The following is a 24,428-nucleotide window of genomic DNA, read 5'->3' as shown; positions in this document are numbered from 1 at the left end:
TCTTGTCTGGCGACACCGCGACAGAATCAGGCTGACCGCCGAGATCACAGCTTGCCTCGATTTTTTTGGAAACGATATCGACGGTAACCAGTTTGCCCGATGGCTTTGTGTAGCTTTCGGAGGTGTTCACGCCAGCCAGAACCTTGGCGCCGGCAACGGCAACCGATGTCGGTTCGCCGTCCAACAGCAGCGCGCCACCGGCCTTCGGGGCCTTGGCATCGGCAATATCGATGAAGCCAATGCCACCCAGCGGGCTGTCGGAATAGATCAGCGTATTGCCATCTTCACTGGCAGCAATGATTTCCGCTGACGAAACAGATTTCGCGTCCTTGTCGGCCGGCAGGTTCTGCGCCACGGGAAACGATGCAATACGGTTGAACACCTGATCAGCAGCGGCAGGCAGGGCAACGGAAGTCATCAGCACAGCCATCAGACCGGCGGAAGTAAAACGGAACGTCATGGGAAGCCTCCTGTTCCATGAAATCGAAACAATCGGCTTCTGCTTTATGTGTGTAACAGAGGAATGACAGGTGGTGCTTATGTAGCCCGCCGATCCACAGCAAAGCGACGTAGCGGCCAAAATAAAAACCCGATGCAGTTGTGCACCGGGCTTTCGATTTTATTACTCACAAGCCAAATATGCGCCCTCTCGCCGCTGAGGCGGGCGCACACTGGAAACTTTAGGAGTTCACGGCGTCCTTGAGACCCTTGCCAGCCGAGAACTTCGGCACGTTGCGGGCAGGAATATCAACTTCAGCACCCGTGGACGGGTTGCGGCCCTTGGAGGCTTCGCGACGGCTGACAGTGAAGCTGCCAAAACCTGCGAGGCGGATGTCGCCACCATTCTTCAGTTCGTTCTGGACGGTTTCGAATACAGCGTCAACTGCGGAAGCAGCATCTGCCTTAGTGAGACCGGCCTTCTCGGCAACTGCGGAAACGAGCTCGTTCTTGTTCATGTTTCCACCCCTTTCTATGGTTTGAAACGACTCAAATTAAGCCGGGCGCAGAATAGCCAGCTACCTGCGGCCCGCAACTCAAAAGCGCCGGAATCGCCTGAAAAACAAGAGGTCTGGCTGGTTTTTTCACAACAAAGGCTGGCATTTCTGCCAGCCCCTGTGTGTTTTTTACCAATTTTGGCCTCGTTGAGAGCTGCAAGCCTCAATGAGCGATCGTCTGACCGGCGTCATCGACACCTTCGACAGTGGCGACGAGCGGCGTCTCAATGCTGCCATCCCACTCGATCGGCTCGGGCTTGCGGATCAACGCATGCTCGATCACCTCACCCATGCGGGACACTGGAATGATCTCCATTCCGTTCTTCACATTGTCCGGAATGTCGGCCAGATCCTTGGCGTTTTCTTCCGGAATGAGCACCTTCTTGATGCCGCCGCGCAAGGCTGCAAGAAGCTTTTCCTTGAGGCCGCCGATGGGCAGAACACGACCGCGCAGTGTGATTTCACCGGTCATGGCCACATCCTTGGAAACAGGAATGCCGGTCATGATCGATACGATGGCGGTTGCCATCGCCACACCTGCCGATGGGCCATCCTTCGGAGTGGCACCTTCGGGAACGTGAACGTGGATGTCGCTCTTGTCAAAGCGCGGAGGCTCGATGCCGAAATCAACAGCGCGCGAACGGACATAGGATGCCGCAGCGGAAATCGATTCCTTCATCACTTCCTTCAGGTTACCGGTCACGGTCATACGACCCTTGCCCGGCATCATCACACCTTCAATGGTCAGCAACTCGCCGCCCACTTCAGTCCATGCGAGACCGGTGACAACACCGACCTGATCTTCACGTTCAGCCTCGCCATGACGGAAGCGTGGCACGCCCAGATAGTCATGGATGTTGGCCGCCGTAACTGCCACGGACTTAGTCTTGCCCTTGATGATTTCGGTCACGGCCTTCCGGGCCAGCTTCATCAGTTCACGCTCAAAGCTGCGAACACCTGCTTCGCGGGTGTACTGCTGGATGACCGCCGTGAGAGCATCATCGCTGACCGAAAACTCGTTCGGCTGCAATGCATGTTCCTTGATGGCCTTTGGCAGCAGGTGACGCTTGCCGATTTCGCGCTTTTCATCTTCGGTGTAACCGGCGATGCGAATGATCTCCATACGGTCCATCAGCGGGCCTGGAATGTTGAGCGTGTTCGCCGTGGTGATGAACATCACGTCGGACAGGTCATATTCCACTTCAAGGTAGTGATCCATGAAGGTGGAGTTCTGTTCCGGATCCAGCACTTCGAGCAGAGCAGACGACGGATCGCCACGGAAGTCCATGCCCATCTTGTCGATTTCATCGAGCAGGAAGAGCGGGTTGGTCTTCTTGGCCTTTTTCATGGACTGCAAGACCTTGCCCGGCATGGAGCCGATATAGGTGCGGCGGTGACCACGAATTTCCGCTTCATCGCGTACACCACCCAGCGCCATGCGAACATATTCGCGGCCTGTGGCCTTGGCGATGGACTTGGCAAGCGACGTCTTACCAACGCCTGGAGGGCCAACGAGGCAAAGGATTGGTCCGCGAATCTTGGTGGCACGTGCCTGCACGGCCAGATATTCGACGATACGTTCCTTGACCTTGTCGAGGCCGAAGTGATCGACTTCGAGGATCTTCTCGGCATTGTTCAGATCAGTCTTGATCTTGGACTTCTTGCCCCATGGCAGACCGAGCAGCCAATCCAGATAGTTGCGAACAACGGTGGATTCTGCCGACATCGGGCTCATCTGGCGCAGCTTCTTCATCTCCGCCTCGGCCTTTTCCTTGGCCTCCTTGGAGAGCTTGGTGCGGGAGATGCGTTCTTCCAGTTCGGCCATCTCGTCACGGCCATCCTCGCCGTCACCGAGTTCCTTCTGGATCGCCTTCATCTGTTCGTTCAGGTAATATTCGCGCTGGGTCTTCTCCATCTGGCGCTTGACGCGCGAGCGGATGCGCTTTTCGACCTGAAGAACGGAAATCTCGCCTTCCATGAAGCCAAGAGCCTTTTCAAGGCGCTGCTTCACGCTGACGGTTTCCAGCATTTCCTGCTTTTCGCTGATCTTGATCGACAGGTGCGAAGCAACCGTGTCAGCCAGCTTCGAATAATCCTCGATCTGACCGGCAACGCCAACCACCTCAGGAGAAATCTTCTTGTTGAGCTTCACGTAGCTTTCGAATTCGGAAATCACCGAGCGGGAAAGCGCTTCAACCTCGACCGGATCATCCTTGGTTTCCTCAAGGATATTGGCGGTGGCTTCGTAGAAGTCTTCGCGGCTGGTGTAATTCTCGATCTTTGCGCGGCCCTTGCCTTCGACAAGCACCTTGACGGTACCGTCGGGCAGCTTGAGCAACTGCAGCACATTGGCAACGGTGCCGACGTCATGAATTGCAGACGGCTCTGGATCGTCATCGCTGGCATTGATCTGGGTGGCAAGCATGATCTGCTTGTCGGAACCCATGACCTCTTCGAGCGCACGAATGGATTTTTCACGCCCAACGAACAGGGGCACGATCATATGCGGGAAAACAACAATGTCGCGCAGGGGAAGAACGGGGTAAGTACCACCAGATGCCGCAGACGTAGTGTTCGTCATGTTATTTCCTTTCCATGGCCTCTTGTGAGCCACTCTGCCGAAGTTCTTGGGTTCTTCGGCGCATTCTCGTTTCCCACATGAAATGGAGTTTCAGATTCCCAATTTCAAGCCGGATGAAACGCGGTATCCCGACAGGGACCGAAATTCAAAATGCGGAGTGTACCAAGACTATTTTTTACGCTTTCGCAAGACGCATGCTTGCGGGGCCGAAATACACTTGCCGCCAGACGCGAAACACCGCGTCACAAATCAGTTGTAAAACATTATCAGCAAAGAGCAAACTGCTCTATGCGCAAAATAGCGACCAGAGCGGCGAACGTCACAGATTTGCGATAAAACCTTCAGCAAAAACACTGGAATTAGACCATCTACCCCTGCCCTTCCACAGGCGGAGGTACATTGCCGCGAAGACCTATGCAATTATCCGATGGGTCGCGCACCTGGCACATGAGAATATCGCCATCGATTCTCATCGGGCCGCGATAGAGAACGGCACCGAGCCGCCGCAGATGAGCAAGTGAAGCGTCAAAGTCATCCGTCCACCAGTGGACCACGCTGCCGGCGGCCCCGCTTGAGGAAGGCGCTTTGATACCATTCCAGCCCTACATCCATGTCTGCGACATGCACCAAAACAGCGGATACAAAGCTCATGGGTTTCTCCAACGGAAAGCAAAGGCCAGGTCAGGGCCGGGCCGGCCCGGGCAGACAAAGAAAAAGCCCCTCACAGCAGGGCTGCAAGGGGCTTTCAATTCTAGACGTAGCGGATCAGGCCGAAACGTTGGTCTTTTCTTCCTGACGGTCGGCGTAGATGTAGAGCGGACGCGCTACACCACTGACAACCTCGTCAGAGATGACGACTTCACGCACGCCTTCCAGCGTTGGCAGTTCGAACATGGTGTCGAGCAGGATCTTTTCCATGATCGAACGCAGACCGCGAGCACCGGTTTTACGGATAATCGCCTTACGGGCAATTTCGCGCAGCGCGTCTTCATGGAATGTCAGTTCCACATCTTCCATCTCGAACAGGCGCTGGTACTGCTTGACCAGTGCGTTCTTCGGTTCGGACAGGATCTGGATCAGCGCATCCTCATCGAGATCCTCGAGCGTTGCCAGAACCGGCAGACGGCCAATGAATTCAGGAATGAGGCCGAACTTGACCAGATCTTCCGGTTCCAGTTCACGCAGCACTTCGCCAACGCGACGATCTTCCGGGCCCTTGACCATGGCACCAAAACCAATCGAGGTTTTTTCGCCACGGGCCGAAATGATCTTGTCCAGACCGGCAAAGGCACCACCGCAAATGAACAGGATGTTGGTCGTATCCACCTGCAGGAATTCCTGCTGCGGATGCTTGCGGCCACCCTGTGGAGGAACGGATGCAACCGTGCCTTCCATGATTTTCAGCAGAGCCTGCTGCACACCCTCACCCGACACGTCGCGCGTGATGGATGGGTTGTCAGACTTGCGGGAAATCTTGTCCACTTCGTCGATGTAAACGATACCGCGCTGAGCACGCTCAACGTTGTAATCCGCAGCCTGCAGCAGCTTGAGGATGATGTTTTCAACATCCTCACCCACGTAACCGGCTTCGGTCAGCGTCGTGGCATCGGCCATGGTGAAAGGAACATCGATGATGCGGGCCAGGGTCTGGGCAAGGTATGTCTTGCCGCAACCGGTTGGGCCAACCAGCATGATGTTCGACTTCGCCAGTTCCACTTCCCCGTTTTTCGAGGCGTGTGCCAGACGTTTGTAATGGTTATGAACGGCCACGGAGAGAATTTTCTTCGCCTGCATCTGGCCGATGACATATTCATCGAGAATCTTGATGATATCCTGCGGCGTGGGAACGCCTTCGCGGGACTTCACCATGGAACTCTTGTTCTCTTCGCGAATAATGTCCATGCACAATTCGACGCATTCATCGCAGATGAATACCGTCGGTCCAGCAATAAGCTTGCGGACCTCGTGCTGGCTCTTGCCGCAGAATGAACAATAGAGTGTGTTCTTCGAGTCGCCGCCGTTGCTGCCGCTGACTTTGCTCATATCTCTTTCCTTCCAGCACGCCGTCATTCCGTCAAACGGAATGCGGTAAACTCACCGCTTGCCGGCACGATTTCCACTTGCGAAAGCCGTGTCCGCCTTGTTTCCGGGGGTACTAAACCGGACCGGATAAACAATCCGAACACCGGAGGCAACGAAATCCCCTTCAAGCATCAAGGCTACGTCATAAAATTTCAACATAGCCTTAATATGCACTATTAGCGTTTTCTTGTCCGGATTAAACCCTCTATTTCCACAGAGGGCATCAAACCGGCGTCAAAAAAACTGCTGCGTTACCCAGCAGTCGCACCTTCGATTTCGGCGCGCGAGGTCAGGATGCGGTCGATAACGCCCCATTCCTTTGCCTCTTCCGAATCCATGAAATGGTCGCGATCAAGGGTTTTTTCAACCTCATCAAGCGTGCGGCCCGTATGCTTCACGTAAACTTCATTCAAGCGACGCTTCATCTTGATGATGTCGCGGGCGTGACGTTCGATGTCGGATGCCTGACCCTGGAAGCCGCCGGAAGGCTGGTGAACCATGATACGGGCGTTCGGCGTTGCAAAGCGCATGCCCTTTTCACCGGCTGCCAGAAGCAGCGAACCCATGGAGGCTGCCTGACCGACGCACAGCGTGGACACGGCCGGACGAATGAACTGCATCGTGTCGTAGATGGCCATGCCAGCCGTCACAACACCGCCAGGAGAATTGATGTAGAGCGCGATTTCTTTCTTGGGGTTTTCAGCCTCAAGAAACAGCAGCTGGGCGCAAACGAGCGACGCCATGTGATCTTCGACCGGACCAGTCAGGAAAATGATGCGTTCCTTGAGAAGACGCGAGTAGATGTCATAGGACCGTTCGCCGCGATTGGTCTGTTCCACGACCATCGGCACCAGAGCCATAGCTGTATCAACTGGATTTCTCATGTCCGTCCTTTATCAACCTCTTGCCCGGCACGATCTGCGAACCGGAATCAAATCTATTTCTTCACTTCTCTACATAGAGTGTCCCAGCCCCGTACTTCAAGATACAGGCGGCGGATATCCTTAATAGCGGGCATTTCTTACCGGCGCTCTAAAGGGCAATCGCATGAGTCGCCAGAGCGGCGCAGTCGCCATGCCTCGTCATCAACGACGAAACCCCGATGTGGTGAATGATTGGTGAATCCGCCAGACGGGTCGCTGCAAATTGAGACCATGCCCCATCATTATCGGCACAGTTTTCTTTCAACGGCGAAATTTTCGCACCAAAACCGCTTCGGATGCGAAGTCCATGGTTTTTTCAACTCATTTTGCGCAGCAAACACCTGCTTCAGTCCCATCGACCTGGCCGCAAATCACATCGGGGCTCCCCATCCAAAATTGCCTCACGTTACAGCAGCTGCATAGTCCTTAGGCGGCGACATCTGGGGACAAAAAGAAACCTTGGTATCGCCTGAGTTTTGGCCCGTTCCAGCAACGACTCATTAGCAATTGCGACAGATACTTCCGCGCACGGCCGCTACCTCATTCCCGGTTCCGGGAATAAAGCCCAAGGCCATCAGGTTAGTTTCACGCGTTTTCTTGCGCGATCATGATGATCACGGCGCATGAGGCCAGGCGCAAACGCGCAGATTAGGATCCTACGGTGTTTGACGCAAAGACAGTAATGCTTCTCTGGGCCGCAGAAACACTGACGCTTGCCTTCCTGCTGTTTGGGGTGTGGCTGCGACAACGCGCCAAAACACAATATCTGCTGTTTGCTGGCGGCTTTGCGCTCAATACCATTGGCTGCTTTCTTGTGATGCTGCGCGGACAGATCCCCAATTTTGCCTCCATTCAGGTTGGCAACACCGTGGCACTTCTGGGTTTTGCCTGCTGGCTTTCCGGTCTGCTGAAATCCAGCGGCAAAAAGATCGAGGGCTGGGTGGCCATCCCTGCACTTTTGTGGATCGCCTTCATGTTCGTACCGCCAGTGCGCGACAGCATGGCCTACCGCATCGTGCTTTATCATACGGCCGCAGGCCTTGGTTACCTGATGTTGGCCAGCGTTCTGCTGAGCTACAAGGGCAAGCTGAGTGCGACACGCAAGATATTGGCCGGAATGTTGGCATTCCAGGCCCTGTGTGGCGGCCTCACCGGCTACGTCGTCATCCAGCACAATATGGCAACCGGCAATGTCGTTCCGCTGACTACCATCACCGCCGTTTACGGCGCTTTGTTCTTTGTTACTGTGATCACGCTTAGCGCCATGCTTTATATTGAAGAAACGGAAAAGCGTTTGCACCTGCTGGCAACCACCGATGAGTTGACCGGTGTCCGCAATCGCCGCGGCCTGACGGAAGAGTTCGAGAGGCTGGCCAAGCGATCCGTCGTTTCAGGCAACAGCGTGGCCCTCATCCTGTTCGATATCGACCATTTCAAGAAGATCAACGATCGTTACGGACACCAGTCTGGCGACATCGCGCTCACACGTTTTTCACGCATGGCAGAAACCATCATTGCCGAAACGGGCATGTTTGTGCGCATGGGCGGCGAGGAATTTGCACTGCTTCTGGAAACCGCCCTGCCCGAACGGGCGATCATGGTTGCCGAAACAATTCGGCTACATCTGGCCCGCACCCCGCTTGATGATGGCAAACAGACCATTCCAATGACGGTCAGCGTCGGCATCGCCACCGACAATACGGGCACACCCGACCTCAACACGCTGATGACCATTGCCGACCGGGCGCTTTATGCAGCCAAAAAGGCAGGCCGCAACAGAACGGTGTTCTTCAACGGCGAAAACAATGTCGTCATTGCTGCCAATGACCGTGATGAAGACCCGATGGACAACAATGCCAACCGCCAGGTGGCTGCGCTCACGCGCATTACGGCCATCGCCAACCGGTAAAAAGATACCCACCACGTTTTTGCCTGCGGCATGGAAAACACTTTCCTGCCGCCCATTCCTTGCAATAGATATTACAGCATGACTGATATTCCTGATTTTCTGAAAATCGACACGGCAACACGCCATGTTTCCCTTGATGCCCGCAACCCGGAGTTCTTCGGAAATCCCAATGCGGTTTATGCGGCCCTTCACCAGCACTGTCCCACCTTTTATTGGGAGGAACAGAAGCAGTGGTTCTTCACCGGTTACGACCACGTCAACGCGCTGTTGCGTGACCGCCGTTTTGGACGCCAGATCCTGCATGTCGCCAACCGTGAAGAGCTGGGCCTGGCCGAGCCGCTGGAGCACGTCAAACATTTCGATGCGGCCGAGCGTCATTCGCTGCTGGAAATAGAGCCACCGGAACATACGCGTCTGCGCACGCTGATCAATCGCGCTTTCGTGTCTCGCCATGTCGAGATCATGAAACCCGAGATCGAGGCGCTCGCCAACAAGCTGATCGACGGCTTTGAAAAAGACGGCAAGACGGAGCTTCTCGCCTCCTTCGCAGACATCATTCCGGTCACGATGATTGCGCGGATGATCGGCATTCCCGAGGAGATGGGGCCGAAACTGCTGGAATGGTCACATGCCTATGTTGGCATGTATATGTTCAAACGTACGACGGAAGACGAATATGCGGCCGACAAGGCTGCCAAGGAATTCGCCGACTATGTGCGCAGCATCATCAGGGATCGCCGCGAAAATCCGCGAGATGACCTGATGAGCCACATGATCCACACCGAGCACAAGGGCCAGTATCTGACCGATGACGAGCTTGTGTCGACCACCATCGTGCTGTTGAACGCTGGCCACGAGGCAACGGTGCACCAGATCGGCAATTCGGTGCGGGTGATCCTGGAAAGCGGTGTCGCACCGGATACGTTATTTTCTGACGAAAAGACCACAGAGCGTACAGTCGAAGAAACGCTGCGCATCTGCGCTCCCGTGCACATCTTCCAGCGTTGGGTTCTGGAACCGGTGGAAATCGACGGCATTGAATTCAAGCGCGGCGACAAGGTCAGCCTCATTCTCGCAGCCGCCAATCTCGACCCGCAGAAATTCACCGATCCCCTCACCTTCAAGCCAGACCGTGCAGAGGGTGCCAATCTTTCCTTCGGTGCAGGCATTCACTTCTGCATCGGTGCGCCACTGGCGCGTCTGGAGCTGAACATCGCGTTGCCGCTGCTATTTGCGCGCCTGCCGGGCATGAAGATCGCCGGCCAGCCCAAGGTGAAGGATGTGTACCACTTCCATGGCCTTGACCGTCTGGACCTCGTCTGGTGATCAAAGGGCAAGGCATCGCAAGATTTGGCCGATACAAAAACGCCGTGTGTTTGATGAAAACACACGGCGTTTTTGTCTCAATTATATATTGCGATCAAAGCCACTGCCGTCCATCGCTGCCGCCCTGGCAGCCATAGGGCGGAAGAACATTGCCAAATGTCTCGTGCAGCTTATCGCAGCCCCATTTGTTGATCGGTCCCGGCATGCGGCTGTTCAGCTCAATACCAACCTCATCATAGGGGCTGTCGGCGTTGGTGACATATTTGTACCATTTAAAGCCGATGAAGCCGACGGAGATGATCACGACGATCAGAAACGTTCTCAAAATTCTCATTACAGTACCTATTCATTCCGGCCCTGATTTTTCGTGCTACATCTGCGCACCGGCAACCAGGGCCATGTCATTTGCCTCCGCTTCCATTTAAAGACGGATCACATAGTCCTTGCGAGTCGTTTCAAGGACTTCCCAGCTTCCCTTGAAGCCGGGTCTTAATACCATCCGGTCCCCGGCGCGCAACACAAAGCTTTCCCCCTCGTCAGAGGTCAGCACCGAATGGCCCTCGAGAATATTGAAATATTCCCACTCATCATATTCCACCCGCCACATGCCGGGCGTCGACTGCCAGATGCCGGCATAGAGCCCACCATCGGCCTCTTCAATATTCCATGTCGTGAACTGCGGATCACCCGAAATCAGCCGCTCCGGTTTCGGTGCACCGTATTCCGGCACCACATTGGCCAGTTTTTCCTCAGGGTTGAATGACAGGGTCAATGCCATGAAATCATGTTCTCCAGGTTAGAATCAAATCGGCCAAATCGGGGCGTGTTCGTTGAGCACAAAGATGTGTCGCGCAGATTGCGCACAGGCCGCAAGTTGGAAAATAGCCGCCTTCGCACAAATCAAAACACGGTCGAAAGGCAGAAATCTCGCATTATTGATGCAAGAAACCCAAAAATGCCCATTAAAAATCGATTATCGATCTTTCATTCGCCGCGAAACTGAGTATGGTGGCGCAAAATTTTTTCCAGACTGCTAAGAGGAAACTATGCAGGTACTCGTACGCGACAATAACGTCGACCAGGCACTCCGCGTTCTCAAGAAGAAGCTTCAGCGTGAAGGCATCTTCCGTGAAATGCGTCTGCGCGAAGCATTTGAAAAGCCATCTATCAAGAAGGCACGTGAAAAGGCTGAGGCTGTCAGCCGTCAGCGCAAGCTGGCTCGTAAGCAGTTGCAGCGCGAAGGCCTGCTGCCTTCCAAGCCACGCAAGGCCAAGTAATCGTCCTTACCGCTTGGCGGTAACCAGTCGATTCGACCTGTTTTTAAAGAGATCCAATTCGTTGGGTCTCTTTATTTTTTTGGAGAAGGCGAAAGCACCATCTTCATTGACCCGGTCTGCGCAGGCACACCTGCACAAACCGGACAATTTCTATGACTGCCGCCTCCCCCACTTCAAGCTTCCGACATCAGACCTTCGACAGCGCCTGCTCCAGGTCGGCAATGATGTCGTTTACATCCTCAAGACCAATCGACAGACGAACGACATCCGGTCCGGCACCGGCTGCGACCTGCTGCTCCGGTGAAAGCTGCGCATGGGTAGTGGATGCGGGGTGAATGACCAGCGACCGCGTATCGCCAATATTGGCCAGATGCGAGAACAGCTGCAGACCTGCAACAAATCCCTTGCCCGCCTCGTAACCGCCCTTCAGGCCGAAGGTGAAGACCGAGCCCGCACCCAATGGCGAATAATGCTGCTGGATGGCGTGGTTGGAACTGTCTTCAAGACCGGCATAATGGACCCAGCCGACTTTGGGATGTTTCTTCAGCCATTTGGCAACGGCAAGCGCATTTTCCGAATGGCGCTGCATGCGCAGTGGCAGGGTTTCAATACCCGTCAGGATCAGGAAGGCGTTAAACGGCGAAATCGCCGGACCAAGGTCACGCAGACCAAGAACGCGGCAGGCAATGGCAAAGGCAAAATTGCCGAAGGTGGCATGCAGCACCGTGCCGGAATATTCCGGACGTGGTTCAGACAACATTGGATATTTACCCGATGCAGACCAATCAAATGTGCCGCCATCCACAATGATGCCGCCCATGGAGTTGCCATGACCGCCAAGGAACTTGGTCAGCGAATGCAGCACCACATCAGCGCCATGTTCCAGCGGACGCACCAGATAAGGGCTGGCCATGGTGTTATCGACGATCAGTGGCAGGCCGTGCTTGCGGGCAACCTCGGCAATGGCCGCGATGTCCACGAAGGTCCCACCGGGATTGGCAAGGCTCTCGATGAAGATTGCCTTGGTCCGGTCGTCGATGTGTTTTTCAAATGTTTCAGGCTCTGCGGTATCTGCCCAACGCACCTGCCAGCCAAAGTTCTGGAAGGCATGGCCGAACTGGTTGATCGAGCCGCCGTAAAGCAGGCGAGCCGCAACAAAATTGTCGCCCGGCTGCATCAGCGTGTGAAACACCAGCATCTGTGCCGCATGACCGGAGGCAACGGCGAGCGCTGCGGTACCGCCCTCGAGGGCTGCCACACGTTCTTCCAGCACTGCCTGGGTGGGGTTCATAATGCGGGTATAGATATTGCCGAACTCTTTCAGCCCAAAAAGTGCGGCAGCATGGTCCGAATCTCTGAAGGCATAGGCCGTTGTCTGGTAAATCGGCGTGGCGCGGGCACCCGTTGTCGGGTCAGGTTGCGCGCCTGCATGAATAGCAAGCGTCGCAAAACCGGGATTGTTGCTGGACATGGTATTTCCTCCAAAATGTCAGACCTTGAACTGGACTTTGGAGGGATCATAACCGCTTGTCGGCAAATGATAAGTCTGTTGCGAACAACTATTACGCAATATTCAGGCGCGGATACTCAATGGCCGGGCAACGATCCATGACCATATTGATTCCATAGGCTTCAGCCTTTGCTGCGGCGGCATCGTCCCGCACAGACAACTGGCCCCACACGACCTTTGGACGGGGTGACATCAAAATGGCCTCATCGACGACGGATGACAAATATTCCTTGGCACGGAACACATCGACCATGTCGACCGTTTCTGGAATATCCGCAAGGTGAGCATAAACCTTCTGGCCGAGAATTTCCTTACCCGCTTGCCCTGGATTAACGGGAATCACCCGGTATCCCTTGGATAAGAGGAACCGCATGACACCATAGCTTGGACGGTCCGGGTTGGGAGAGGCACCAGTCAGGGCGATTGTCTTCACCGAACGCAGAATTTCTGCTATATAATCATTGTCGTAAGTATCATGCTGCATGATCCGGCTCCTGAATGGATAGGCTATCTTTTTGATCGGCTGCGATATGCAGATTTGCATATGGGATCTAACAACAAAAAGAAAAGGAGCAGACGATGCTCAAGACAACATTCGCGATCCTGCTTGTCACGCTCGCAGTTTCCCCTGCTTCGGCTATTTCCCGCTACAACACGACGGGCATGACCTGCGCTGCGGTTCAAAGTGCTATCGACCGTGAAGGTGCGGCTATTCTGCGCTACCCGTCGACGCGCGTGCGCAACATGACGCTTTACGACAGATATGTGCGAGGCGACCGTCAGTGCAATACTGGCGAATATGCAGCTGACAGCAGCGTACCTACCCGCGACGCAAAAAACTGCCCGGTCTACAAATGCGAACCGCGCACCAATGATCGCTGCAGCCCATTTTCGTTCGGCAGAGACTGCTGACCACGTAAAATCTTGACCGATCTTTTCGGCGCGTTGTTTTTGCAATGCCGTTTAGCATGCGCCGAAATAAACTTTACGCGCGAAAAATGTTCACTTTTCGTTTTGCGTAAGTTCGCTATTTATTCATAGGCATTTTAGCGACTACTTATAGTTTAATTAGAAAACGCAACTGTACGAAATCTACAGCGTAATTTTCGCCTGATCTGGCAGTTCAACATCCAGCATTAAGTGACGAAGCCCGCGCAACGACACTTCAGATATATCGCAAATTGCAACATTTGCCGAATTATCTATTTTTTCGCGAAAACGGGTCACAAAACCCTGTGAAAATTGCAGGGTTACAAAATCACCACATGGTTGCATTCCTCAATTATTGAGTTCGAATTTTTAGGCTGGCACAGCTTTTCGATGTGGTAAAATGCCCGATTTGAGATGACGTTTTTCCTGACCCAAAAAACCACAAAAAACCGATGCCATCGACAAGCGCTTGCGAAGTCACTTTCACTGCGCATAGAACAGCAGATAACCAGCCGGTTTTTCTCGCAAGCGGATCATCACCTTGTCCATCGATGTGCTATTATTGGTTCTCTTCGGAGCACTGCTCCATGCAAGCTGGAATGCACTGGTCAAATCCGGCAAGGACAAATCACTCGATGCCGCACTGATTGCCGCTGGTGGTGCATGTTGCGCCCTGCCCTTTCTCCCATTTCTGCCCATGCCGCAAGCAACGGCTCTGCCATTCATCCTGGCATCTGCAGTTTTGCAGTTCATCTATTTCCGACTGGTTGCCGCCGCCTACACGATTGGCGACATCGGACTGGTCTACCCGCTGATGCGCGGTGTCGCACCGCTGATCGTCGCGGCCAGCAGCAGCTTCATTCTGGGCGAACATCTGTCACCCATCGCGCTTACCGGCATTTTCGTGATTTGCGCCGGCATCATGACGCTGGCGTTTGAGGCGCGCCATGGCGGACGCACGGCCACGATCTTTGCACTGCTCAATGCCGCCGTGATTGCCAGTTACACCTTCGTTGATGGTGTGGGCGCCCGCGAGGCTGGAAACGCGATTTCCTATACGCTGTGGATGTCTCTGTTGCCGCCTGTGCTGCTGTTCAGCCACGCGGTTTACATGCGCGGCGGGCGCGCGGTCATCAACCATGTGCGCGGCAACTGGTGGCGCGGCATTCTCGGCGGTGGCGGCTCCATCCTGTCCTATGGTCTGGCACTCTGGGCGATGACCAAGGCGCCGGTCGCCATCGTCGCAGCACTTCGGGAAACCTCTATCCTGTTTGCCATCGTCATCTCGGTTTTCATCCTCAAGGAAAGGGCCAGTATCTGGCGCTACATCGCTGGCGGCATCATTGCAGCAGGCGTTTTGGTGATGCGATTGGGATAAAAAATGTGGTAACATTTTACCACATAAATAAACAATTGATTTACAACGTCTTTTTCTAACGTTGTCCGATTTTGAAATCTTGACGGTTTATCAGCGCCCACGTATAAGCCGCGGCAGATCGTATTTCATGCAAATGCGGCCTGCCCTTGCGTTTTGGCGCAAGAACACCAAGCAACAAAAAACGCCCAGAGCCTTATGGCCCATGGGTCCATACAGAAAGACAGAAACATGTCGACTTTCGTTCAGAAGCCCGCTGAGGTGGAGAAGAAGTGGATCATCATCGATGCCGAAGGCCTCGTTGTTGGTCGTCTCGCCACCGTTGTTGCAAACCGTCTTCGCGGCAAGCACAAGGCAACCTACACACCGCACGTTGACGACGGCGATAACGTCATCATCATCAACGCGGAAAAGGCTGTCTTCACCGGCAACAAGTATTCCGACAAGAAGTACTACTGGCACACCGGCTACCCAGGCGGCATCAAGGAGCGTACAGCTCGCCAGATCATCGAAGGCCGCTTCCCGGAGCGCGTTCTCGAGAAGGCAGTTGAACGCATGATCCCGCGCGGCCCGCTCGGCCGTCGCCAGATGAAGAACCTGCGCGTTTACGCTGGTTCCAACCACCCACATGAAGCACAGCAGCCGGTCGTTCTCGACGTTGCCAAGCTCAACAGCAAGAACGTAAGGAGCGCCTAATAATGGCCGATCTTTCCTCTCTGAAAGACCTCGCTCCGGCAGCAGAAGCTTCGGCTCCTGTACATGTCCGCAAGGTTGACACTCTCGGTCGCTCCTACGCAACCGGCAAGCGCAAGAACGCCGTAGCCCGCGTATGGGTTAAGGCTGGCACTGGCAAGATCATCATCAACGGTCGCGACTTCACTGCATACTTCGCACGTCCAGTTCTGCAGATGATTCTGCAGCAACCAGTCGTTGCAGCAGCACGTACAGGCCAGTTCGATGTTATCGCAACTGTTGCTGGTGGTGGTCTCTCTGGTCAGGCTGGTGCCGTTCGTCACGGTATCTCCAAGGCTCTCACCTACTTCGAACCGGGCCTGCGCTCTGTTCTGAAGAAGGGTGGCTTCCTGACCCGCGACAGCCGCGTCGTTGAACGTAAGAAGTACGGTAAGGCCAAGGCTCGCCGTTCCTTCCAGTTCTCCAAGCGTTAATCGCTACTGGAATACAGACTTCGAAAAGGCGGGACTTCGGTTCCGCCTTTTTTCGTTTCTGCTTGTGCCAGTTGCATGAAAGCACAATGTCGAGCATCTTGCCGCACAGCGATGTCATCGACAGCACCAACTCCATCATGGGACATACACATCGCGCGCATAAAACAGGCTTACGGATTCGATAAAAACGGAGACTGACGCATGCCGGGAAAAACGATCGACCACGCATTCACGGCTTCTTCCCTCACCTCAGCAGCAACCGATCCCACCCATGCCGGCACGCTGTCCTTCATGCGGCGAAAATTCACCAAGAACCTGAATGGCGCATCGACCGTTGTCTGGGGCATTCCCTTTGACGCCGCCACCTCCAACCGCCCCGGCGCACGCTTCGGACCACAGGCCATTCGCCGTGCCTCAGCGATTTTCGACAACGACCCGCAATATCCGTTTCACCGTGATCTGTTCGAGGGCATGCCGACCATTGATTACGGTGATTGCCTGCTCGATTACGGCAACCACTGGCAGACCCCTGCCAAGATCGAAAAGGAAGCGCGCAAGATCCTTTCCCGCTCGGATTATCTTCTGACCCTTGGTGGCGATCACTTCATCACCTGGCCGCTGCTGAAAGCCCATGTTGCCAAACATGGACCGCTGGCGCTGGTGCAGTTCGACGCCCATCAGGACACGTGGTTCGATGACGGCAAACGCATTGACCACGGCTCCTTCGTGGCGCGTGCGGTGCGTGACGGTCTGATCGATCCTGACCGATCCATCCAGATCGGTATCCGCACCCATGCACCGGAGGATTTCGGCATCCGCATCGTTTATGGTCATGATGTCGAAGACATGCGGGCAAGTGACATTGCCTCGCTGATCGTCAACCGCACGGCTGGCCAGCCCGTCTACCTCACCTTCGACATTGATTGCCTCGACCCGGCCTTTGCGCCCGGCACGGGCACGCCTGTTGCCGGTGGGCCAACCAGCGCCAAGATATTGTCGATCCTGCGCGGCCTTGGCCAGCTCGACATCAGGGGTTCTGACGTGGTGGAGGTGGCACCTGCCTATGACCATGCAGACATTACCGCCATTGCCGGTGCCACAGTTGCGATGTATATGCTTGGCCTGCGTGCCGAACGGCTTGCCAAGGCGCGCTGACGAATTGATTCAAGCGATTGGCAGAGTGATTCCGCCAATCTCCATAACCCATTGAAAAGCTAGGATAAGGGCATGACAGCGAAAATCTTCATCGACGGCGAACACGGCACAACGGGCTTGCAGATCCGCACACGCCTTGCCGACCGCCGCGATATCGAATTGCTGTCGATTCCCGAGGCAGAGCGACGCAATGCCGCCATGCGCGAAGACATGTTGAACAATGCCGACGTCGCCATTCTGTGCCTGCCGGACGACGCCTCCAAGGAAGCGGTGTCCATGGTGGCCGGCAACAACAATGTGCGTATCATCGACACGTCGACCGCCTATCGTATCGCGCCTGACTGGGCCTATGGTTTTGCCGAAATGGACAAGGCACAGGGCGACAAGATCAGCTCTGCGCGTTTTGTCGCCAATCCCGGCTGCTACCCAACCGGTGCCATCGGCCTTATCCGTCCGCTGCGCGCTGCAGGTCTGCTGCCGGACGGTTATCCGGTGTCCGTCAATGCCGTGTCCGGTTACACCGGTGGTGGCAAGCAGATGATTGCCCAGATGGAAGATCTGAGCCGCGACGATGCCATCACCGCCAACAACTTCCTGTATGGCCTGCCGCTGAAGCACAAGCATGTTCCTGAAATGAAGACCCACGGCCTGCTGGACCGCGCACCGCTGTTTTCGCCATCGGTTGGTCGTTTCGCACAGGGCATGATCGTTCAGGTGCCGCTGTTTGCCGCTGACCTGAAGGACGGCACGAACATCAAGACCATTCATGAGGCGCTGGTTGCTCATTATGCCGGTCAGGACATCGTCACCGTCGTATCGCTGGAAGACAGCAAGGGTCTGTCGCGCATCGACGCCGAGGAACTGGCGGGCAAGGACACCATGAAGCTGTTCGTGTTCGGCACCGAAGGCGGCGAGCACATCAACCTCGTGGCGCTGCTCGATAACCTTGGCAAGGGCGCATCCGGCGCTGCCGTGCAGAACATGGAGCTGATGCTCTCGGTATGACCGACGGCACAAGCTCAACCGTCATTTCAGACGACATCAAAAGGCGGTGGAGCATATCCTCCGCCTTTCTTCTTGCCGACACCCCAAGCAGCCTTGTGTACCGCGTTACCCGTGCTGACGGGACACAGGCCGTTCTGAAGACACTGAAGCCACGTGGCATCGGTGAGCTGCCTGGCATGGCCTTCTTGAGTTGGAGGGACGGCAATGGCACGATCAGGCTGCTTGAGCGCCATGACATGAGCTGCCTGCTGGAAGATGCCGGCGACACCACTCTGCGGCACTATCGCCTGCAGCACGGCGAAGCGGCCAGCAACGTTATTGTGGCAGATGTCCTGACGAGGCTTCACGCTGCCGGCAGCGCAGCACCATCAGAGCTAACGCCACTCGACAGGCATTTCGCAGCGCTATTCAAGACGTCGCCTGACAGGCATCAACCGGCGCTGGGCGAACCGCTCGACTTTGCCCGTCAGCTGGCCTCGCAGCTTCTGGCAACACAGGACAACGTCAAACCGTTGCATGGCGACCTGCATCACGACAACATCGTATCGGGTGGCGCACGCGGTTGGCTTGCGATCGACCCGCAGGGGTTGATTGGCGATGCGGCCTATGATGTGGCCAATATATTCGGCAATCCGCTGAATGCCCTGCCCGACATCATCAATCCGCAGCGCATCAAAAGCCTTATCGTTTTGTTTTCGCAGATCCTCACCTGCCCGGAACAAAAAATCCTGCGTTACGCCATCGCGCACGCAGGATTATCGATTTGCTGGTCACTGGAAGACGGTACGCCTTTCGAAGACAGCGAGAACGCTCACGAGCGACTGGCGTTCATCCAGATCGCCCGCACACTGCTTGAGCTTTAGTCCCTCACCTCGACGGTAACCGGCGCGGAATATTCGCCGATAAAACCGCGCCAATGGGCCGTGACAAATCCCAGCACCACCAGCGCCATGCCCTGATGGGCCAGAGCAACGTGAATATCCACATGCATGAGCAGCGTGATGATGCCGAGGGCAGCCTGCATGGAGACAAGCACAAACAGCAGGATGGAGCGGCGTGTGTGCGGTGAACCAGGCATCTCCCGGCACATGCGGATCATGTTCCACAAAGCCGCAGCAAACAGCGTATAGGCGCCGAGGCGGTGGATGAACTGCACGGTCTTGGGGTTCTCGAACAGGTTGATCCACCAGGGCTGCTGCATGAACAGATCAGCGGGAACCACCGCACCATCCATCAGTGGCCAGGTATTGTAGGATAGACCGGCATTGAGACCGGCGACCAACGCACCAAGATAGATCTGGAACAGACAGAGGCAGAACAGCACGGCTGCAAAGGTGCGTCCCTTTTTTTCCCCTACCGCGTCAGACGAATGGTGCGACAGGCCGCGCATGATCCACATACAGCCTGCAAAGATAAGACAGGCTATCGTCAGGTGGGTTGCCAGGCGATATTGCGACACATCAGTGCGGTTGACGAGACCTGATGAGACCATCCACCAGCCAATGAAACCCTGAAAACCACCAAGCGCCAGCAGGCCGACCAGCGGCAAGCGAATGCGTTTTTCCACACGACCGGTGATCCAGAAAAATGCTAGTGGCAGCGCAAAAATGATACCGATGCCGCGCGCCAGCAGCCGGTGCGCCCACTCCCACCAGAAAATCATCTTGAACTCATCAAGGCTCATGCCCTTGTTGATTTCCTGATATTGCGGAATGCGCTTGTAAAGCTCGAATTCTTCCTGCCATTCCTCAACCGACAAAGGCGGGATAGCGCCATGGATCGGCTTCCATTCGGTGATGGACAATCCCGATTCTGTCAGGCGCGTTGCGCCACCCACCAGCACAAGGCAAAACAGCGTAAAAATGACCACGCCCAGCCAGATGCGCAGCATGCGGCGGTTTCGGTCCTGTTTTGCAAGGGTGTTTTCAAGAGCAGCCTCAGGAGATTTCCCAGCCAATGCTGCGGTATTCAGGCTCATATTCTCAACTCCACAAGGGTTTTTCACCCTGTTAAAGAAGGCCGGTGTTCTTGACCAAACGCATGGCCAAGGCAGGAAAGACCTTGTAGCGAAAGCTATAACGTTGATTTGCCCCAACCGTTAAGGCAAAACAAGCCCTGCATGTTTGCGGCAACCCGTCGCACGGCACAACACGTTAACCAATGAGAAGCTCATGCCTGCTCGCCTGCGTTCGTTTATCGGAACCATCATCATCATTATCATGGTGATTGTTTATGCCATTCTGGCAACGTCATATGCGGCAGCCAATCTCGCAGAATCACCCTGGTGGGTTCATCTGCTGTACTTCATTGGAACGGGTCTTCTGTGGGTTTTGCCAGCCATGGCACTGATCAAATGGATGGCTGGACGCAAACCGACCAAGTAACCTTGTGCTAACTGCACTTGTAACTTTCGCGGATAGAACGGACCGATAAACTCTTTCTTGCTGGCGTTGCTGTTATCCTGCCGCTGATGAGCGGAGTTTTGAATGAGAACGGTACAGCCGACCCTGCCGGAAACAGAGACAGATAAGGACCAACTGCCCGCGCTGACACGCGCGGCAAGCGGTCCGCTTTCCGTCGACATTCTGACAGACATGGCGTCAGCCAAGACCGACTGGCTTGCGCTGGAGCGCGATCCGCTCAATTCCCTGCACCAGAGTTACGCGTGGTGTGCCGCCTGGAGCCAGGCGATGGGCACGCCGCTGATCATTGTTCGCGGCCAGATATCAGGCAAGACAGTCTTTTTGATTCCGCTGGAAATTAGGCGTAAAGGCCCGTTTCGTATTGCCAGATTTCCCGGTGGCAATTTCAACAATATCAACACAGGCCTGTTCGACAGTGCCTTCGCCGAGATTGCGACGACAGATGATGCCAGACAGATATTGACAGATATTCGTCATCAGTTACGCGACCGGGTCGATGTGCTTGCCCTGCAGAACATTCCGCTCAACTGGCGTGGGCGTCGCCATCCGTTAAGCGCGTTTGCCACCAGTGAAAACCAGAACCGCTCCTTTCAGCTTCCGTTGCATCCGCAGTTTGAAGACACGCTGGCGCAGGTCAACGCCAAACGGCGCCGCAAGAAGTTTCGCGTGCAGACCAAACGCCTGAATGAGATTGGCGGTTATGAATATTATCTGACGCGCGATCCGGCCAAACAGCATGAATTGCTCGATACGTTCTTCCAGCAGAAGGCAGAGCGGTTTGCGAGCCAGAAAATCCCTGATGTCTTCCAGGCCAAGGATGTGCAGCGGTTTTTCCATGGGCTGGTCGATGTAGCCTTTCAGGCCGACAACGTGCCGCTGGAGCTTCACGCGATCCGCCTACCCGGCCATGACGATGCCGTTGCCGCCATTGCCGGACTGTCGCGCAAGGGCGACCACGTGATCTGTCAGTTCGGCTCCATACATTCACACCTTGCCGCCGACGCGAGCCCCGGCGAATTGCTGTTCTGGCTGATGATTGAAAAAAGCTGCACCGAAGGTGCTGCGGTTTTTGACTTCGGCATTGGCGATCAGCTCTATAAAAGAAGCTGGTGCACGGTCGTGACCGTACAGCATGACATGTTCAGAGCCTTGTCCGTGAAAGGATATCTGCCAGCCCTTGGCTACCGCGCGCTGGCGGCTGCCAAGACATTCATCAAGGCGCATCCGAAACTCTATGGGTTCATCCAGTCCCTGCGCGCCAGGAAAGAAACCGCCAAGCCGGAAACCGACAGCGATTGATGGCAGGGCGGCATTTAAGCCGCTGTACGATTGCCCTGCTGCTGACGCTGGCTGTTCATGCCAGACATCACAAGCACACGCGAATGACCGTCATCGGCTAAGGTTTGCATGACCTCTGACAGAACCTTCTCGTCTGGGTCTGGCGCAGAAACGATGATATCCGTCGACAGGTTTTTCAAAATGCCGGCTGCACGCACCACATCAACAGCACCGCATTCAATCAGCACCGTATCGTAGACATCGGCCAAGGCGCTCACCACCATGGTCAGACGGTCGATAACCCGCATGGCCTCACGGGCCGGCGTCTTACCCTGCGGCACGATATGGGCGCTGGACAGGCGGTCATTGTGGATCGTCTCGGCAAAGTTCACTTCACCGGCCAACAGGTCGGTAATTCCGGGCAGATTGACAGACGGTGCCATCAGGCGGGTTGGGCACGCCGATGCCGTCATATCAACAATCACTACTGTCCGTCCGCCTTCCGAGACCGCACGTGCCAGCATGACGGTGGCGGTGGAACCGGCATCACCCGCCGGCGAGACAACAGTTGCCACGGGACCAACGCCCTTCATGGCCAGATATTCGGCAACCATTTCAATCGAGAATGTCTCAAGGCCAGTGGGTTCATCATCCTCGGCCTGCGCATCGTCATCTGTCTTGGCTTCGTCGAGAACAAGCGTCTCTTCCATTTCCGTCGCCAGCGCCTCATCGGCCTCGACAGCCATATGTTCTGCGGAAACCACTTCAACAGGCGCGACCGGAGTGGCGACAACCTGGGTGACAGCAACCGGTGTTACCACCGGTTCGATGGTTGTTTCCTGGGCCTCAAGCTCTTCATTCCGTGAGGCGCCGACCGGCCGCAAGGCACGGCCGGTAAACAGTTCAACCAGCATCACGACGACGCAGGACAGCAGGAAGGTGACGAGCGACACGACCACGACAATCGGCCCGACCTTCGGGAAATAGGGTTGGCGCGGCTCAACCGCTGCCGAGATGACACGGGCATCGGCCGGGCTGGAATCCATGCTTGCCGTGCGCGAGGTCGCTTCACGGTAGCGGGCCAGATAGGTTTCCAGCAGTTGGCGCTGGGCAGTCGCATCACGTTCGAGATCGTTCAGGTCGACCGAATCTTCACCGGCGCGCGCGCCATCGGCTTTCAGCGTGTTCAGCTGCTGCACGATCTGGCGTTCACGCAGGCGGGACACATTTGCCTCGTTTTCCAGGCTCGCCAGAACCTTGCGGGTTTCCGTTTCAATCTGGCTGCGAATGCCGCCTAGCTGCGCACGCAGCGCCTTGATCCGTGGATGACCGTCCAACATTGTGGTGGAGAGGTCTGATATCTGCGACTGGATGCCAGATTCGGTTTCCTTCAACCTCTGGATCATCTGTGACGCGATGATATCTGGCAAAGTATCCGTCGGGCGTCCCGATGACAGCGCATTGCGAACATTTTCCGCCCGCGCCTCAGCATTGGCGCGCTCGCCGCGCACACGCGCCAGCTCCGATGAAATGTCGCCAAGCTGGCGGGTGGCAAAATTGGTGCCCTCACCCACCGTCAACAGATCGGCGGATGCACGATAGTCGGCCACCTTTTTGTCAGCCTCGCGCACCTTTTCGCGCAGGCTGGCAATTTCCGGCTCCAGCCAGCGTGCCGCTTCTGAATTGGCATCGAGCTTCGCACCGCTCTGCTGCGACAGATAGACTTTGAGAATTTCATTGGGAATGGCCGAGGCCAGCGCCGGATCCTTTGAGGAAAACTCAACTGCGATCACGCGCGAGGTTTCAGCACGGTAAACCTGCAATTTTTCACGGAAGGTCGAAATGACGCGCTCTTCGGGTGCCACTTCCAGCGGGTTCTTTTTCATTCCGGCCAGAATGAGCAGGCGCGACAGGAGCGAAGGACTGGCGTCGGGATCGAATTCGGTCAGTTCGTAAAGCTTCATGTTGCGGGCAACCTGCTTGATTAGGTCTACCGATTGCAGAAGCTGCGTCTGGCTGACGATGTTCAGATCATCCAGCACCTGTTGAGAGCTGGCGCCGTTCGGATCTGCATTGCCGAAGGAGGCAGTGCGGGTTTCAATGAGAACGCGTGCCTCGCCACGATAGACCGGCGACATGGCGCTGGAGGCAGCAAAGGCAAGACCGCCGGCGATCAACGTCGCTGCAGCAATTTTTCCCCGCCTCTCCCAAATGGCCAGCACCAGCCGCGCGAGATCGATATCCACGTCTTTGTCATTACGGCCTGTCGCTGACATGCAAACTCCTGCATCGTGACCCCAAGGGGCAGGCTGGACGAGACCGCCACCTTTTGACGCATCTTGCCCATTACATTCCTGTAGCCGGTAATTTTAAGACTTTATGGTAACCCAACAGTTAACTGCGCCTGTAGATTTCAGAGCCCGAATTTGCACTTTTTCAACGCTCTTTACTCCACGTTAACCCTAACAGATCGATAACATCTGTAATTGCCGC

General features: G+C 55.5%; 23 protein-coding genes and 1 pseudogene. 13 read left to right on the top strand and 11 right to left on the bottom strand.

The window, feature by feature from the left end; genetic code table 11:
- The 3 genes and pseudogenes from RT613_RS11635 to lon all read right to left on the bottom strand — a co-directional run.
- A pseudogene (locus tag RT613_RS11635) lies at positions 1 to 460 on the bottom strand (alkaline phosphatase); the annotation flags it as partial.
- Between the two features lie 220 nt (positions 461 to 680).
- Positions 681 to 956, bottom strand: a complete 276-nt coding sequence (gene hupB, locus RT613_RS11630; RefSeq protein ID WP_313615492.1) for a DNA-binding protein HupB — start codon at positions 954 to 956, stop codon at positions 681 to 683.
- A gap of 202 nt (positions 957 to 1,158) precedes the next feature.
- Complete coding sequence (gene lon / locus RT613_RS11625; protein WP_313615490.1) at positions 1,159 to 3,576, bottom strand: endopeptidase La; 2,418 nt, start codon at positions 3,574 to 3,576, stop codon at positions 1,159 to 1,161.
- 113 nt (positions 3,577 to 3,689) lie between these two features.
- Between lon and RT613_RS11620 the strand changes: the two genes are divergently transcribed.
- Entirely contained in the window at positions 3,690 to 4,097 is a 408-nt protein-coding gene (locus RT613_RS11620) for a hypothetical protein (protein ID WP_313615488.1), read from the top strand.
- Positions 4,098 to 4,341: 244 nt separating this feature from the next.
- On the opposite strand, the gene clpX is transcribed toward RT613_RS11620, so the two are convergent.
- The gene (clpX, locus tag RT613_RS11615) at positions 4,342 to 5,619 is read right to left on the bottom strand and encodes an ATP-dependent Clp protease ATP-binding subunit ClpX (protein ID WP_313615486.1); all 1,278 of its coding nucleotides are present in this window, start codon (positions 5,617 to 5,619) and stop codon (positions 4,342 to 4,344) included.
- Positions 5,620 to 5,909: 290 nt separating this feature from the next.
- A complete protein-coding gene (gene clpP / locus RT613_RS11610; protein WP_313615484.1) occupies positions 5,910 to 6,542 on the bottom strand; it encodes an ATP-dependent Clp endopeptidase proteolytic subunit ClpP in 633 nt (210 codons plus the stop codon).
- A gap of 721 nt (positions 6,543 to 7,263) precedes the next feature.
- On the opposite strand from clpP, the gene RT613_RS11605 reads away from it, so the two are divergent.
- Together RT613_RS11605 and RT613_RS11600 are read left to right on the top strand one after the other, a co-directional pair.
- Positions 7,264 to 8,490 (top strand): GGDEF domain-containing protein, encoded by a 1,227-nt coding sequence (locus RT613_RS11605; RefSeq protein WP_313615482.1) that lies wholly within the window; start codon positions 7,264 to 7,266, stop codon positions 8,488 to 8,490.
- A 78-nt stretch (positions 8,491 to 8,568) separates the two neighbouring features.
- Positions 8,569 to 9,816 (top strand): cytochrome P450, encoded by a 1,248-nt coding sequence (locus RT613_RS11600; RefSeq protein ID WP_313615480.1) that lies wholly within the window; start codon positions 8,569 to 8,571, stop codon positions 9,814 to 9,816.
- Between the two features lie 94 nt (positions 9,817 to 9,910).
- On the opposite strand, the gene RT613_RS11595 is transcribed toward RT613_RS11600, so the two are convergent.
- Together RT613_RS11595 and RT613_RS11590 are read right to left on the bottom strand one after the other, a co-directional pair.
- Positions 9,911 to 10,150, bottom strand: coding sequence for a hypothetical protein (locus tag RT613_RS11595; protein ID WP_313615478.1), 240 nt, complete (start codon positions 10,148 to 10,150; stop codon positions 9,911 to 9,913).
- A gap of 87 nt (positions 10,151 to 10,237) precedes the next feature.
- Positions 10,238 to 10,594, bottom strand: coding sequence for a cupin domain-containing protein (locus RT613_RS11590; protein WP_313615477.1), 357 nt, complete (start codon positions 10,592 to 10,594; stop codon positions 10,238 to 10,240).
- A 268-nt stretch (positions 10,595 to 10,862) separates the two neighbouring features.
- Here RT613_RS11590 and rpsU point away from each other — a divergent pair, with 268 nt between their 5' ends.
- Complete coding sequence (rpsU, locus tag RT613_RS11585) at positions 10,863 to 11,093, top strand: 30S ribosomal protein S21 (protein WP_313615476.1); 231 nt, start codon at positions 10,863 to 10,865, stop codon at positions 11,091 to 11,093.
- 187 nt (positions 11,094 to 11,280) lie between these two features.
- On the opposite strand, the gene RT613_RS11580 is transcribed toward rpsU, so the two are convergent.
- Both RT613_RS11580 and RT613_RS11575 read right to left on the bottom strand, forming a co-directional pair.
- Positions 11,281 to 12,564, bottom strand: a complete 1,284-nt coding sequence (locus RT613_RS11580; RefSeq protein ID WP_313615475.1) for an O-acetylhomoserine aminocarboxypropyltransferase — start codon at positions 12,562 to 12,564, stop codon at positions 11,281 to 11,283.
- A 91-nt stretch (positions 12,565 to 12,655) separates the two neighbouring features.
- Positions 12,656 to 13,087, bottom strand: coding sequence for a CoA-binding protein (locus RT613_RS11575; protein WP_313615473.1), 432 nt, complete (start codon positions 13,085 to 13,087; stop codon positions 12,656 to 12,658).
- Between the two features lie 95 nt (positions 13,088 to 13,182).
- Here RT613_RS11575 and RT613_RS11570 point away from each other — a divergent pair, with 95 nt between their 5' ends.
- The 7 genes from RT613_RS11570 (at position 13,183) to RT613_RS11540 (ending at position 19,097) form a co-directional block, all read left to right on the top strand.
- Positions 13,183 to 13,515 (top strand): hypothetical protein, encoded by a 333-nt coding sequence (locus RT613_RS11570; protein ID WP_313615471.1) that lies wholly within the window; start codon positions 13,183 to 13,185, stop codon positions 13,513 to 13,515.
- 559 nt (positions 13,516 to 14,074) lie between these two features.
- Positions 14,075 to 14,911 (top strand): DMT family transporter, encoded by an 837-nt coding sequence (locus RT613_RS11565; RefSeq protein ID WP_313615469.1) that lies wholly within the window; start codon positions 14,075 to 14,077, stop codon positions 14,909 to 14,911.
- Between the two features lie 228 nt (positions 14,912 to 15,139).
- Positions 15,140 to 15,604, top strand: a complete 465-nt coding sequence (gene rplM / locus RT613_RS11560; protein WP_192487535.1) for a 50S ribosomal protein L13 — start codon at positions 15,140 to 15,142, stop codon at positions 15,602 to 15,604.
- 2 nt (positions 15,605 to 15,606) lie between these two features.
- A complete protein-coding gene (gene rpsI / locus RT613_RS11555) occupies positions 15,607 to 16,074 on the top strand; it encodes a 30S ribosomal protein S9 (RefSeq protein WP_313615468.1) in 468 nt (155 codons plus the stop codon).
- A 201-nt stretch (positions 16,075 to 16,275) separates the two neighbouring features.
- The gene (speB, locus tag RT613_RS11550; RefSeq protein WP_313615466.1) at positions 16,276 to 17,229 is read left to right on the top strand and encodes an agmatinase; all 954 of its coding nucleotides are present in this window, start codon (positions 16,276 to 16,278) and stop codon (positions 17,227 to 17,229) included.
- A 72-nt stretch (positions 17,230 to 17,301) separates the two neighbouring features.
- Positions 17,302 to 18,234 carry an N-acetyl-gamma-glutamyl-phosphate reductase gene (argC, locus tag RT613_RS11545; protein ID WP_313615464.1) on the top strand — a complete coding sequence of 311 codons (933 nt, stop codon included), beginning with the start codon at positions 17,302 to 17,304 and terminating at the stop codon, positions 18,232 to 18,234.
- Positions 18,231 to 19,097 carry an aminoglycoside phosphotransferase family protein gene (locus tag RT613_RS11540; protein ID WP_313615462.1) on the top strand — a complete coding sequence of 289 codons (867 nt, stop codon included), beginning with the start codon at positions 18,231 to 18,233 and terminating at the stop codon, positions 19,095 to 19,097. Before argC ends, RT613_RS11540 begins: the two co-directional genes overlap by 4 nt.
- Here the strand turns inward: RT613_RS11540 and RT613_RS11535 are convergent.
- On the bottom strand, positions 19,094 to 20,212 hold the full coding sequence (locus RT613_RS11535) for a COX15/CtaA family protein (RefSeq protein ID WP_313615460.1): 1,119 nt from the start codon (positions 20,210 to 20,212) through the stop codon (positions 19,094 to 19,096). The two genes, RT613_RS11540 and RT613_RS11535, sit on opposite strands and share 4 nt — an antisense overlap.
- Before the next feature lie 193 nt (positions 20,213 to 20,405).
- Here RT613_RS11535 and RT613_RS11530 point away from each other — a divergent pair, with 193 nt between their 5' ends.
- Positions 20,406 to 20,618 carry a DUF2842 domain-containing protein gene (locus RT613_RS11530; RefSeq protein WP_313615459.1) on the top strand — a complete coding sequence of 71 codons (213 nt, stop codon included), beginning with the start codon at positions 20,406 to 20,408 and terminating at the stop codon, positions 20,616 to 20,618.
- Between the two features lie 102 nt (positions 20,619 to 20,720).
- On the top strand, positions 20,721 to 21,956 hold the full coding sequence (locus RT613_RS11525; RefSeq protein WP_313615457.1) for a GNAT family N-acetyltransferase: 1,236 nt from the start codon (positions 20,721 to 20,723) through the stop codon (positions 21,954 to 21,956).
- A gap of 14 nt (positions 21,957 to 21,970) precedes the next feature.
- Here RT613_RS11525 and RT613_RS11520 read toward each other — a convergent pair whose 3' ends face one another.
- Complete coding sequence (locus RT613_RS11520) at positions 21,971 to 24,211, bottom strand: exopolysaccharide transport family protein (protein WP_313615455.1); 2,241 nt, start codon at positions 24,209 to 24,211, stop codon at positions 21,971 to 21,973.
- Positions 24,212 to 24,428 lie beyond the last annotated feature (217 nt).

The organism is Agrobacterium sp. (assembly GCF_032092815.1).
Taxonomy (GTDB): Bacteria; Pseudomonadota; Alphaproteobacteria; order Rhizobiales; family Rhizobiaceae; genus Agrobacterium.
The sequence above is the reverse complement of the archived record's forward strand: the minus strand, read 5'-3'. Positions and strand labels throughout refer to the sequence as shown.